This window comes from Delftia sp. S65, from assembly GCF_016516495.1.
In the GTDB taxonomy this organism is placed as follows: Bacteria; Pseudomonadota; Gammaproteobacteria; order Burkholderiales; family Burkholderiaceae_C; genus Comamonas; species Comamonas acidovorans.
Genome location: NZ_JACVUR010000031.1, coordinates 12750 through 25040 on the forward strand (window position 1 = coordinate 12750; position 12291 = coordinate 25040).

Annotated in this window: 17 protein-coding genes and 1 tRNA gene; 9 read left to right on the top strand and 9 right to left on the bottom strand. The window is 50.6% G+C overall.

The genetic code is table 11. The annotated features are described in order from the left end of the window. Positions 1 to 133: 133 nt before the first annotated feature. From serS to IAE24_RS21320, 6 genes are all read left to right on the top strand, one after another. Positions 134 to 1450 (top strand): serine--tRNA ligase, encoded by a 1317-nt coding sequence (gene serS, locus IAE24_RS21295; protein WP_012203833.1) that lies wholly within the window; start codon positions 134 to 136, stop codon positions 1448 to 1450. Positions 1451 to 1483: 33 nt separating this feature from the next. Beyond that, positions 1484 to 1573, top strand: a tRNA-Ser gene (locus tag IAE24_RS21300). Positions 1574 to 1597: 24 nt separating this feature from the next. After that, a complete protein-coding gene (locus tag IAE24_RS21305; protein ID WP_199958926.1) occupies positions 1598 to 2962 on the top strand; it encodes a tyrosine-type recombinase/integrase in 1365 nt (454 codons plus the stop codon). Next, positions 2949 to 3425, top strand: coding sequence for a hypothetical protein (locus IAE24_RS21310; RefSeq protein WP_199958927.1), 477 nt, complete (start codon positions 2949 to 2951; stop codon positions 3423 to 3425). Before IAE24_RS21305 ends, IAE24_RS21310 begins: the two co-directional genes overlap by 14 nt. A 103-nt stretch (positions 3426 to 3528) precedes the next feature. Further along, positions 3529 to 3882 (top strand): hypothetical protein, encoded by a 354-nt coding sequence (locus IAE24_RS21315; RefSeq protein WP_199958929.1) that lies wholly within the window; start codon positions 3529 to 3531, stop codon positions 3880 to 3882. A 234-nt stretch (positions 3883 to 4116) separates the two neighbouring features. Further along, positions 4117 to 5202: a plasmid recombination protein gene (locus tag IAE24_RS21320; protein ID WP_199958931.1), complete on the top strand. Its 1086-nt coding sequence runs from the start codon at positions 4117 to 4119 to the stop codon at positions 5200 to 5202. A 60-nt stretch (positions 5203 to 5262) separates the two neighbouring features. Here the strand turns inward: IAE24_RS21320 and IAE24_RS21325 are convergent, their stop codons facing one another. From IAE24_RS21325 to IAE24_RS21335, 3 genes are all read right to left on the bottom strand, one after another. Continuing rightward, positions 5263 to 5682: a hypothetical protein gene (locus IAE24_RS21325; RefSeq protein WP_199958933.1), complete on the bottom strand. Its 420-nt coding sequence runs from the start codon at positions 5680 to 5682 to the stop codon at positions 5263 to 5265. Positions 5683 to 5726: 44 nt separating this feature from the next. Continuing rightward, the gene (locus IAE24_RS21330; RefSeq protein WP_199958935.1) at positions 5727 to 5960 is read right to left on the bottom strand and encodes a helix-turn-helix domain-containing protein; all 234 of its coding nucleotides are present in this window, start codon (positions 5958 to 5960) and stop codon (positions 5727 to 5729) included. Positions 5961 to 6441: 481 nt separating this feature from the next. Then, complete coding sequence (locus IAE24_RS21335) at positions 6442 to 7101, bottom strand: hypothetical protein (protein WP_199958937.1); 660 nt, start codon at positions 7099 to 7101, stop codon at positions 6442 to 6444. A 722-nt stretch (positions 7102 to 7823) separates the two neighbouring features. On the opposite strand from IAE24_RS21335, the gene IAE24_RS21340 reads away from it, so the two are divergent. Next, positions 7824 to 8138: a DUF3775 domain-containing protein gene (locus IAE24_RS21340; protein WP_199958939.1), complete on the top strand. Its 315-nt coding sequence runs from the start codon at positions 7824 to 7826 to the stop codon at positions 8136 to 8138. A 12-nt stretch (positions 8139 to 8150) separates the two neighbouring features. Next, positions 8151 to 8867, top strand: coding sequence for a hypothetical protein (locus IAE24_RS21345; RefSeq protein WP_233626090.1), 717 nt, complete (start codon positions 8151 to 8153; stop codon positions 8865 to 8867). 266 nt (positions 8868 to 9133) lie between these two features. Here IAE24_RS21345 and IAE24_RS21350 read toward each other — a convergent pair whose 3' ends face one another. From IAE24_RS21350 to IAE24_RS21370, 6 genes are all read right to left on the bottom strand, one after another. Then, positions 9134 to 9439, bottom strand: coding sequence for a hypothetical protein (locus IAE24_RS21350; RefSeq protein WP_199958941.1), 306 nt, complete (start codon positions 9437 to 9439; stop codon positions 9134 to 9136). A gap of 103 nt (positions 9440 to 9542) precedes the next feature. After that, positions 9543 to 9671, bottom strand: coding sequence for a hypothetical protein (locus IAE24_RS30620; protein ID WP_267908907.1), 129 nt, complete (start codon positions 9669 to 9671; stop codon positions 9543 to 9545). Between the two features lie 57 nt (positions 9672 to 9728). Continuing rightward, a complete protein-coding gene (locus tag IAE24_RS21355) occupies positions 9729 to 10010 on the bottom strand; it encodes an H-NS histone family protein (protein WP_012203893.1) in 282 nt (93 codons plus the stop codon). Positions 10011 to 10144: 134 nt separating this feature from the next. Then, a complete protein-coding gene (locus tag IAE24_RS21360; RefSeq protein ID WP_012203894.1) occupies positions 10145 to 10504 on the bottom strand; it encodes a hypothetical protein in 360 nt (119 codons plus the stop codon). Positions 10505 to 10655: 151 nt separating this feature from the next. Then, a complete protein-coding gene (locus IAE24_RS21365) occupies positions 10656 to 11006 on the bottom strand; it encodes a four-helix bundle copper-binding protein (protein ID WP_199958943.1) in 351 nt (116 codons plus the stop codon). Positions 11007 to 11135: 129 nt separating this feature from the next. Continuing rightward, positions 11136 to 11492: a PRC-barrel domain-containing protein gene (locus IAE24_RS21370; RefSeq protein WP_013803850.1), complete on the bottom strand. Its 357-nt coding sequence runs from the start codon at positions 11490 to 11492 to the stop codon at positions 11136 to 11138. A 402-nt stretch (positions 11493 to 11894) separates the two neighbouring features. On the opposite strand from IAE24_RS21370, the gene IAE24_RS21375 reads away from it, so the two are divergent. Then, positions 11895 to 12272 (top strand): bacteriocin, encoded by a 378-nt coding sequence (locus IAE24_RS21375; RefSeq protein WP_199958945.1) that lies wholly within the window; start codon positions 11895 to 11897, stop codon positions 12270 to 12272. Positions 12273 to 12291 lie beyond the last annotated feature (19 nt).

A 12291-nucleotide genomic window follows, 5' to 3' on the forward strand; every position in this document is an offset into this window, starting at 1 on the left:
GCTCCCGGGTGCGCAAACCGCTGTGGGCGGCATATCGGAAGTATCGGCGCTGGTGCGGGATTTCTGTAGTGGCAAGACCCCCAACGCCCAGGGGCGGGCGCTGCCATGGCGATACCGCCTAAAATTGCCGGCTATGCTCGATATCCTTCTTCTTCGCAAAGACCTTGACTCGGCCGTCGCACGGCTGGAGACCCGCAAAAAGCCCCAGGCCTTCCTGAATGTGGAGGCCTTCCAGTCCCTGGAAGCAGAGCGCAAGTCCCTGCAGACACGGACCGAGGAGCTGCAGTCCAAGCGCAACCAGCTGTCCAAGCAGATCGGCATGCTGATGGGCAAGGGCGAGAAGGACGCTGCCGAGGCCGCCAAGGCCGAAGTCGGCAGCCTCAAGACCGAGCTGGACCAGTCGGCCACGCGCCTGGAGCAGATCCAGGGCGAGCTGCAGACCATGCTGCTGGCCGTGCCCAACCTGCCGCACGACAGCGTGCCCGTCGGTGCGGACGAAAGCGGCAATGTGGAGGCGCGCCGCTGGGGCACGCCCAAGACCTTTGATTTCGAGGTCAAGGACCATGTGGACGTGGGCCAGCCGCTGGGGCTGGACTTCGACATGGGCGTCAAGCTGTCGGGCTCGCGCTTCACCGTGATGAAGGGCCCCATCGCCCGCCTGCACCGCGCCCTGGCGCAGTTCATGATCGACCTGCAGACCGACTCGCATGGCTACACCGAGTGCTATGTGCCCTACGCCGTCAATGCCGACTCGCTCAAGGGAACGGGCCAGTTGCCCAAGTTCGAGGGCGACCTGTTCGCCGCCAAGAAGGGCGGCCAGGACGGCGAGCCCGTGCCCGACAACGCGGCGCTCTACCTGATTCCCACGGCCGAGGTGCCGCTGACCAACTTCGTGCGCGACGTGGTCGTGGCCGAGGACCAGCTGCCCATCAAGCTCACGGCCCACAGCCCCTGCTTCCGTTCCGAGGCCGGCAGCTACGGCCGCGACACGCGCGGCATGATCCGCCAGCACCAGTTCGACAAGGTCGAGATGGTGCAGATCGTGCATCCGGAAAAGAGCTACGAGGCGCTGGAAGAAATGACGGGCCACGCCGAGGCCGTGCTGCAGAAGCTGGGCTTGCCCTACCGCGTGATGAGCCTGTGCACGGGCGACATGGGCTTTGGCGCAGCCAAGACCTATGACCTGGAAGTCTGGCTGCCTGCGCAGAACACCTACCGCGAGATCAGCTCGGTCTCCAACTGCGAGGCCTTCCAGGCGCGCCGCCTGCAGGCGCGCTTCAAGAATGCCCAGGGCAAGAACGAGCTGGTGCACACGCTCAACGGTTCCGGCCTGGCCGTGGGCCGCACGCTGGTGGCTGTGCTGGAGAACTACCAGAACGCCGACGGCTCGGTGACCATCCCCGAGGCGCTGCGCCCGTACATGGGTGGACAGACTTTGCTGAAAGCCTGAATTTTTAGGCTATAATTTCAGCTTCGACGCTGCGGAGAGGTGGCAGAGTGGTCGATTGTACCTGACTCGAAATCAGGCGTACGTGCGAACGTACCGAGGGTTCGAATCCCTCCCTCTCCGCCAAGATGCAAAAAGCCTTGTAATTCAATGAGTTACAAGGCTTTCTTGTTTAAGGCTGGTAGCACTTTTGGTAGCAACGAAGTGCTGACACTGCCCATCTATCTGCGTTCCGGAACGTACTACCTGCACACGCGTGTAGGTAAGAGACAGTTCAAGAGATCCCTGCACACATCCGATCCGGTCATTGCTAGACTGCGTGCGTTGGAATATCTGCGTGCAATCGAGATGATTAAACCAAAGCTATCAGATTTTGATTTCAATAGCAATGATGTGGCGCGGTATGAGCTTGACTTGGCCAGAGGGATTGCCAAGTCCACCGGACCCGAAGACCATGCCAGACTGCTGGAAGCAGTAAAAGCTATTGCCCCTCTCTATAACTCCCCCCAAACCCCCAAGGGGGCTTCTTTTTTGAATGATGGGGTTGGTTTGGTTCCGGTAGCCCCAGCTAGGGCTGGACTTCGTATCTTGGACGTGTTGGACAAGATGATTGGCTTACGTACAAATTTGAAGCAAGCGACGGTTCTAAGCTACAAAAACACAATCAAAGAATTTTCGACATTCCTGAAAGCTCCGTTCATCGTTGACATCGGTACGGGTGACGTTACTCGTTACCAGGAGTATTTGAGCGCCAAGAGTAACGGGCTAAGAACGATAGATAACAAGATCGCAACTCTTCGTGCAATTTTCAACTTTGCAAAGAAGCAGGGCTATTATTTTGCAGAAAATCCAGCCCAAGAGCGTACGCTTTTGACCAAGCGGGATAAAGTCAAATCTGGATATGCGATTTTCACCTTGGATGAAATCAAGGCGATTTATTTGTCCGAATTTTTGAGAGAACAAAAGCAAAAAACTCCGGATTATTATTGGGTGCTTGTTTTTGCCTTGCTTTCTGGCTGTCGTATAAGTGAAATTACTAGTCTCACTGTAAAGCAGATACGTCGAGACGATGGTTTCTTGACACTTTGTATTACAGACTCAAAGACTCTCGCTGGCATTCGTGAAGTCCCTGTACCCAATGATTTGTTGGACATGGGGCTGGAAGTCTTCCTACAAGGTAAAAACGACGCAGTATTTAAGTATAAAGCCCGTGAAGGCAAAGGCTCTGGAAATGCTGTGGGAAAAATGTTCCGGAGAAATTTAGATTCGGTGAAGATTGATAACCAAAAGCTGGTTTTCCACAGCCTCCGTAAGTTTGCAAACGACTATTTCCAAAAGAACGGTGTGGATTTTGAGCCTAGATGCCAATTTTTCGGCCATGAAATAGACAATGTCAACGTAAACTTCTATACGAATAAGTATACGGCGGCAGAGTTGTTTAGGCTTGTCTATAAAGTTCAGCTTGGCATCATTTGCGTAATCAAGAACACTGGGGGTAGCATTGAAAACTTATAATAAGCTTGTTTTAGGAAGTGAGATTCTGGTAGACGCCTCGGAAACTTATAAAAATGCTAATTGCGATGCTCATTTCGCAAGAGCAATATTGCTCGCAGGGGCTGTGTTGGAGATTATTCGACCTCTCCTAGAAGAGCTGAAAATAGATACGCCGATGGATGAGCTTGCTGATTTGGCGCATATGGTTGAGCATGGCATTCCTGCTGCAAATAAAGATGATAGAAATATCTATCTTAGATTTTATAAGGCCACTTATAACTCTCTAAAACATGCCGGCAAGGATTATGGGAGAAATCAAAAGAAAGCATCAGACGATCTGGAAATCGAGGCAGACCTTCAAGAAGAAGCGCGTGAGTTAATAGATTTTGCAATTAGAAGCTTCAAGCGCCTTCCTCTTTCATTGGATTTGGTGGCATTTCAATTGTCAGATAAATTCCTAGATATTGTGCATTCCCATTATTAATAATTACTGGCAGTATTCTAAACATCTTGTGATTGGTTTTATCTTCAATATAATTCTTGACATCCTATAAAAAATATGTTATACAATAATAAAAAAAATTATTATGGAATTAAAAGAGTTAATAGAGTTGATGGAGGAAATTCAAGAAGAGCAGAGAAATAATCCTGGCTTGGCAGTATTCGCTGGGAATTTATTCAAAAAGCATCTGAAATTTTTAGAACGTCTGAATAGGATGAGGTTTGTTGATTCCTATGATGCTATTTCAATTTTAAATCAAGTTATAAGAGAGATAAAGAAAGCAGAGAGGAATAAAAAGCATAAAGGTGCTTTCAGGGAAACTAATTTAGATTGGGCTTATGCGCGTAAGGCAGCATTCATGCATCACATCACAGGCCGCGTAGACTATGACACATGGAAAAAAGTATGTTCGGGTTTCAAAGCAGCAGGTCTTTGGTGAGGGACTAAATTCCGCCGCATAGTAAAACAAAGCTCCCGAAAGGGGGCTTTTTTTATGTGCGGAAGGTATTGGAGAGCGCTCGCTCTTTAGAGATGGGTCCCGAGGGTGAAACCCTGGCCCACGGAGTGCCGACGCTTATGAAACGTAGTGCAATAAGCATAGTCGGTTACTATGCTTATTGACAAGCCTAAAATTTCTGCTTAAATAGAAGGATAATAACAATAAAAAAGCAAAATGGGATATCAATTTATACACGTCGAAGCATATGCAAGAGAGGGATCGCAACAGAGCAAGAAAGACAAAAAGACAGGCGAGATTAGCAAAACAAAGAAGCACAGCGCATCTGATATCGCAGGTGAAGCTGAGCGAAAAGAAGGTTACTGCGACCACGTTGCAGAACCCAAACAGCCAAAGCTATGTTGGGGTGTTCCCCCCTCAAAGGCAGTGGCTGAGGCCACAGCCTGGGCAGAGGGGGAAAAAGACGCCCAAGGCCGTAAGCTGCGCAAAGATGCATTGTGCTTGCTGGCGGGGGTTGTGAGCATAAGCAACGAGTTGGAAGAGTTTTGGGATGAGCACAAGCAACGAACAATTGCTTGGCTAAAAGAAAAGTATGGATCGCGTTTGAGGTCTGTTGTTGAGCATACAGACGAAAAACACCCTCACTTGCATTTTTATTGCATTCCAAAGCCTGGGGAGCGCTTTGAAATTCTGCACGATGGATATAAAGCCTCGGCAGAGGCAAAAAGAGCAGGGAAGCTAAAAGGGGCGCAAAACACAGCGTATATAAAAGCAATGCAAACGATGCAGGACAGCTTTTATATGGGCGTTGCAAGCAAAACAGGGCTTGCAAGGTTAGGACCGAAGGTGCAGAGGCTCACGCGTGATGAATGGAAGGCACAGAAGAATGCAAAGCGCATTGAAGCGCAAGCCAGACGCAGAGACAAGAAAATTAAAGATAAGGCTTACCAAGAGGGCTTTGACAAGGGCTATGGTGACGCCGCCAAGAATGCTAACTCACTGGGCGCCCAGCTAGGGGGGGTGCTAGACGGGTTAAAAGGGGCGTGGCATGCGCCAAGCAAAAGGGTAGAAGAAGAAAAAAATCAATTAGAGAGAAAAATAAAAGAGCAAAACAGAAGAGCGCAAAGAAAAATGATAGAGCAAGAAGCGTTGATAAAAAGCCAAGAAGAAGAATTACGACGCTACAAGCAAAGGGAGCTTGAAGAGAAGCAAGCGGAAGAAAAAAGGCTTCGCACAGAACAAAAAAACCTGGTAATTAATAAAATTAACCAGGCAGAAAGAAAAATAAAGCTTGACAAATAATTGGAAATCCTTAGCTTGGATAATTTAAGGATCTATATGCTGGGGATGTTCATTTTTATTTTACTTGATGCGCTTTTTCATTGCGTTATGAATTATGTGGTTCACCGCAAGGAATAGGGCGTACATAAAAATTGCAGCCGCTAGAAACCAAAGTGTGTCTATTTTTTGGTCAATGCAAAAGTTCCAAATCGCCAATCCAATGTATCCACCGATTACTGCGCTGAAAAGCACGCTCGTAATGAATGCAAGCACCCAAGTTTTAATTTCTATGCACTTCGTGTATATCAATATAATTAAGGCAATGAAGATTGCGCCAATAATTACAAATGGAATCCACGAAAGTCTGAAAAATATTAATTCTTTGAACCAAGCTAATAATGAATTCTCTGTTTTTGATAATAGCGCTAGACCGAAAAGTACTCCAACAGCTACCGGAGCAACGAGCGGGATAAATTTCCAATAATATTTAATATCTTTCATTTTCTGCACACAGATAAAATTAAAACCAACTAGAGAATTCGATTTTACAGAGTTACTCTTTCAATTGCAGCACTCGGCAATATCTCACACGCCTTGCACCAATCGATGTAGAAAAGTACATCTACGTATCGCTCACCTCTTTCTATCTTAGAGACGTACGATTGGTCCAGGGAGAGCCTCTCTGCTAGTTGTACCTGGGTCAAGCCAGCGTGCCTCCTAAGTTCCCGCATGTGTTGTCGTAACGCAACGTAACGACTGTGATAGATGGACTGAATCATCTATCTACGCTATAGGCCAGATTGGAATAGGTCGAATTGACCTATTTTTGTGTAGGATGTCCCTGGCAGGCTGGGCCTCAGCCTGCGCTCTACCAAACTATGAGGAAGCTATGGAAAGCAGTATTCAGAAAGCTTATGAGCGTGTCGTGAACGACGATGGAACAATTGACTTGAAGTTTGACGGGAAGAGGTTTGGCCAGAATGCAGCAGCAAGCGGCTTCATCTTGTCACTTGTCTTGCTTCCAACATCCTGTGCCGTTACCTACCCCTTGCTACACCTTGGCAAACCGGGTGGCGGAATTTTTATGGCATGGGTAGTAGCTGCATTTGCTGTCTGGTTTATGCTGTGTAATTTCATCGCAAATGCAAGTCATACGATAAAAATTAAACCATCTCTTGGTATTTCGTTCGAAAGTACGCAAATACCGTTTAATGAGATTAAAAATATCGGCACTACGAGTGACGGCAGGAGTGCGTATGTCTATGTCGTGTCGAAAGGTACGGAGGTTCGCTTGACCAAATATCTTGCGCCTGCGTTGGCAGAATCGATAGTAGATGAGATCAAAGCTGGGTCTGGGACTACTTGGAGTTGAGAGGGAAAAAATTCTCCTGCTAACCTCGAATCTTCTTCAAGCTCAGCGGAGGTAGATTTAAGCCGCGTCTTGATTGACTTGGTTTTATTTACTATGTTGAGCTTGATGCCGATATTTTTTTCCAGCTCTTTAATCCGCTCTGCATAGATATTGAAGTCTTCGACGTTGTTTTCTATTGCAGAGCATATTGATTGAAGCGTTGCAGTAGTGTCCAAGGATATGATCAACTCCTTGTGACCCTGATTACCCTTGGATTTGTTGAAGTGTTCTACCTCTCTACTTTCAAAAAGTACTTTCACTAGCCCTGCATCTTCGAGTCTGCGAACAGATCTTTGAAGATGAACGACTTGCTTCCTGTCGTTTGTCAATGCTTCCACAGCGTTAGCAAGTGTTGAGTAAGTTTGTCGAGAATAAATCCCAAATACCTTATGCTTAAAAGTTGCATGAGCACATAGTGTGTAAAAGACCTTTCGATCATACTCGGTGATATTTTTATCATGAAGTTTTTTGAAAATTGAGATTTCAATATTTATGTATTCTGTTGACATTTTAAATCCTGTTTGTGGTATTTTTAAAATATCAGTATTTTTGCATAAGTCAAGATTTTTGCAAAAATAAAAAAGCGCCTTTTATATTTACTTCGTAAATATTAACTTCGTCTAATGAATACATATGTTCTTCTTGTCCTAATACCTTAGTTGTCATTAATAAGGTATCAATAATATGCCGACCCGGTTCGGGCTTCAGCTGAAACCCGCGCCAGCATTGAGTTTGAGCGGAGTTTTAGCGGTTCGGCCTTGACAAATGTCACTTCGGGTTAGGGTTCGGATCTAATTTTGAACCTCGCTGGAATCCGCGCCAGTGTTAGCTTTAGGAAATTTTCTAAGGGTTCGGGTTGCGGTTCGGTCTTTATAATATGGACAAATTGCTTTTTTGCTTATAATTTTCAGCCATAAAACTTGACATTTCATTTATTTTTTCGTATTATATTTTTAGCTCGAAATCCTTCTTGTGGTAGAGAACTGTTAACAAGAGCATAAATAAAGCCCCATTGCGGGGCTTTATTTATGGATGTCGCCAAGCTAATAGCAAAAAAATCAATTCTGCTGTAGAATTAAGCCTGGTATTTTTAAGAAAATACCATTCTTTAACACCATAGTATTTTTAGTCTTATTTATTGAATGCATTGGAGATTACAGTGAAACTGAATTGCTTGACTAATTATGAAGTTAACTCTGTTTTGAATGCTTGCCCTCCGAGGGAATCCAGCATGAAAGTGATCGATTTCTCAGATAAAACGAGTACTAACAAATCTTTCAATGAAACTTTTCGGAAAGATCTTGAATCTCAGCAAAAATTGCGATTGGTATTGCAGAAACTCAGTGAATGCTCTCTTATCGAACTAGTTACTGTGGTTGTCAGAGGGCGAGGAGATAATGGAGAGGATTTGCAAGCTATTTATGAAAATAGTCAACAAAGCTACCGTGGTGACAGTAATTACGCGATCCAATACCTTCTGAGTAAAGGAGCCCATCTCGCTGATTACATTGAGCGAGGGCTTCGGTATTTCATCTTGGCTAGCTAATGACAACACAGCTTGACTGGTAGCAGATTTGGTAGCAAAATTCTTGAGTTTTTCAACCCTCAATGCTGCCAAGTCTTTGATTTTGTTGAAGTTGTGGAAGTGACAAAGTTTGTCCCTCCCTCTCCGCCAATGTGTCAGCAAACAAGCGCCTTTCGAGGCGCTTTTTTGTTGTGCCCATCAATCTACCCATCAATGGATGAAGCGATGGCCAGTCAAGCGAACCAATCCCATCCGCATGACGATCCAGAGCGAACGACGCCCATGGGGATGGTCCGCTACGGACATGAGTTCCTGGAGGCTGCCTTCGTTGTGTACGAACGTGCGGCCCAGCCAAGACCTCCACTGGTCCCGTGTCCACCAATTCCAGCCTTGTATCTTTTGGGGCATGGGTTGGAGCTCACCTTCAAGGCTTTTCTACTGAGCAAAGGTGTCGCTCTCGAGCACATTCGCAAAAAGCTGGGCCATGATTTGGAGAGGTTGTTCAGCAGCAGCAAGGAAAACGGTCTTGGCACATTGCTTCAATGGCAAGCTTCTGATGAGTCTGCGCTGACTTTGCTCAATGTGATGTACAAGCCGAAGGAGCTGGAGTACATCGTGACAGGAGCAATGACTATCCCTCACTACCCATTGCTGCAGAATTTTTCTATCAAGCTGTTTGATGCGGTTGCTGCCGCCATCGGCTTCCGGAAGCGTCTTGCCGAGTGGACGTTGGATGAGTCGCCAGTTTGACGCCTTGCAGGGCATCGTCAGGTGCGATGGCTGGATGTTAAAGCTTTAACGAAAAATCAAAGAATCAAAGAATCGGAACGCCCCGAAAACCCGAATGGATGCTGGGTTTCGGGGCGTTTCTGTTTGATTAACAAAATTCAAACGGGGGAAATTTTTTGCGCGTGCGGAACAGGGCGGTCTAGGGCCGGGAGGGGCGGGAACTTCGCATGCCCCCGCCCTGCATCTTGACTGGATGCATGCATCGACAACACGGCAAGCGCGATGCGTCAAATGCTTCGGTAGTCAGCTTTGTTTACGACCTTGATCGAGAAGCCGGAAGGCGCGCTACCTCCATGGCTGTAGCAGATCTCAAGCACGCGGTCATTGTCCTTAGTGGCCGCTGCAGCTGCGCCCGAAAAATCGGATGGGGTACTGCCACTTTGGCGAATGCGTTTCTCGGCCGTGTCCGTGATGATGAACTTTGTGCAAGTCGGGCATTTGTAGTAATGGCGTTCGCCATAGTCGATCTCATAGTAGGCAGCGCCAGCGCCGCATAGTGGGCATGCACAGTTCACAATTTCGCGTTGAGACATTTGTTGAGAACCTGGGAACATCAACCATGTATTCTGGTTGATAAAAGAAAAGCCCCGCCGGGCGAAGCATGCGGGGCTTTGTTGCGTCTGGGCCTGGCTGTGCTTACGCGCGCAAGCCATTGACCACAGCGAAGGTCTGCGGGTAGGGGATCACCACATCAGCGCAGACGTGGCAGGCAAAGCCGATTTCGCCGGTGGATGCGAATACCTCGCGCAGTAGTTGGATTCTCACGTTCTCGCGCAGCAGGCAGTTGCAGCCATAAAAAAGGCCCGCGTTGGCGGGCCGTGCTCAGATCTCGAGGGCCTTGCGGTCCTTGCCTTCAATCCAGCGCGGCGGTTTGCCCCGGCCGGTCCAGGTGGCTCCGCTGGCGGGGTCGCGGTATTTGGCCACGCCAATGCTGGCGGACTTGGCCTTGCCGGTGCTGAAGATGTCATCCTGGGTCAGACCGAACTGCTCGACGAGTTCGCGGACCTTGGCGATGACTCCGCCTTTTTCCGCCTTCAGGGTGGCGGCGATCTTTGCCTCAAGCTCGGCCTTCTGCTGGAGGAGGGTTTTGTAATCTGCTGTCATGTATTCCTCATGGATAGTGTGCTACACAATGACGCATTCTATGGAGACAGGGCTCATGTCGCATGTGGGACATCGTTGGTGTTTGCACCTAGCCTCTGCTCCGCCGGCCCCCATGCGCTGTGCGCGGACCGGGCCTAGGCCTCGGCAAATTCGCGCCTGGCGCTGAAGTGCAGGATTTCGGAATCCTGCGCTCCCCCCTGTCTTTGAATGACGATGGTGCCGTTGGAGTGCAGATAGATGCGGATGCCTGGCAGGGTGTCCGAATCCAGATGGCAAGGGCTTTTGTCGAGGTTTTTCCAGCCATGTTCTGCGCACAGCGTGCGTTGCCGCATGCGGTTGAGCAATTCCCGGCGAGCGCCAGCGCCTTCGCAGATGCGCATCCAGAGCAGCAACAGCATGTCGTGTGCCTCCTGGCGGGATGAGCAGGGAGGCATGTGCTTCAACTGGTTCAGCAGGGTGAAGAACCGTTCCTCTGCGCTGATTTCGAGTGCCATGTTTGCCTCCTGTGTGCCTGGATATGCATCAAAGTGTAGGCAGGCCCGGTTCCGCGAAGGCGCGGCGTTTGGCGACAGCACCGGTGGCGTTTTTTCCTGCGTGTTTGCAGGATTTCTGCCAGGGCGGCTGTCATGGCCCATGCCAGCCGTGTCAGTGAGACTGCATGCCCATGAGATTGCACGACATGGCGCATTGCTGGCAGGCTGCCGCGCAGGTCTGGCAATGGTCGTGGGAATGCTTGCTGCATTCGTCGGCGCAGGCCTGGCAGATCTGGGCGCACAGGCGGCAGATGTCCGGCGCATGCGGGCTCTGGCGCGCCATTGCGGCCACGGCCAGTTCGCAGATCTGCGCGCATTCCAGGTCCTGGGCAATGCAGGCGGTCATCATCTGGACGTCTGACTCCTTCAGGCAGGCGGCGGCGCAGGTATTGCAGGCAATGACGCAGGCCTGGCAGGCGTCCATGCAGGCCTTGTAGTCGATGGCAGGTGGGGTGGTATTCATGGCAGTTCTCCAGGAATGAGGGAGTGAAGTTGCGCAGGGCGTTCTTCCTTGGCCATTCGCTGGCAGCTATCCGCACCAAAGAAAACGCCCCGCGAACGGGGCTGTGTCAAAGACCGCAAGGGTCGGGATTTACAGGTAGGGCACGCCGTAGTAGTCGTTCACGCGGCGGCCATATTCATCGGTGTATGCCGGAGCCGTATCGCGCTCGTAGCGTGGAGCGTTGTCCAGTTGCTCACGCGTCAGCGACACCACGTAGCCATTCATGTTGGGCTCGTACTTGAGGGATTCCCAGGGCAGCGGATAGCGATCCGTTCCGATGCCCAGGAAGCCGCCGAACTCCATGACGGCGTAGCGCACCTTGCCGGACAGCTTGTCGATCATCAGCGTGTCTATGGTCCCCAGCTTGTCGCCTGCCGGGTTGTAGACATTGGTGCCGCTGACGGTTTCGGAAGAAATGACGCTCGATGCGGTGTTGGGTGTGACCATGACGTTCTCCAGTGAGTGGGTTTGTGCTGACCCGCCAGCGCGGTGCGTCTGGCGGCTGAGCGATGCGGCTTTGAATGGGGCGCGGTAGCCGGCCCGTCAAGAAAACCTGTGCATCGCCTGGCGAAGTCGAAGCCTGTGTGCTTCTGGGTTCTAGCTTAGGACGGCATCTGCGGGCACCGGGTAGTCGGGCCGCCGCGACGGGCGTAGGAGGTGCCTTGGGCGGCGGAGGCCAGTTCCTACGAGCCCCTGTAGTCAAGGTCGGCGGGGCTGCGGGCCTTGGCTGACGCGGGGCAGCAGCCTGAGCCGGCTGCGGCGCGGCAGGGCGAGGCGTACAACAAAACGACAGGGCAATGAAGCGCAGGCAGTCCCGCATGCGTGTGGCATGCCCCGAAGGAGAGCCCCATGAATGCAAGCAACAAGCCATCCATCCAGCCCATCCAGCCGGTGTCCACGGATGCCCCCGAGGATGAAGACCTTGCCGAGCAGGCACGCCCCGGCCACGGTGTTCCTTCGCAGGACCCCGATGCGTCCGCGCAGTTCGAACTGTCGCCCGAGGATGCAGAGCGCGAGTCGCGCTCGGTATTCATCGGCGGCGGCGTGCTGGCCGGAGCCGCTGCAGGCGCTGCGGCGGGTGCTGCGATTGCCGGCCCGGTGGGCGTGGTGGTCGGCGGCACGGTAGGCAGCGTGGCCGGTGCGCTGGGCGGTGCGGCCGCTGGCGCCGTGGCACCTGCGCAGGGTACGGAAAAACCGTCGCACCCCGGCAGCAAGTCTTCCGGGTGACAGGCAAGGGGTGGTGGCA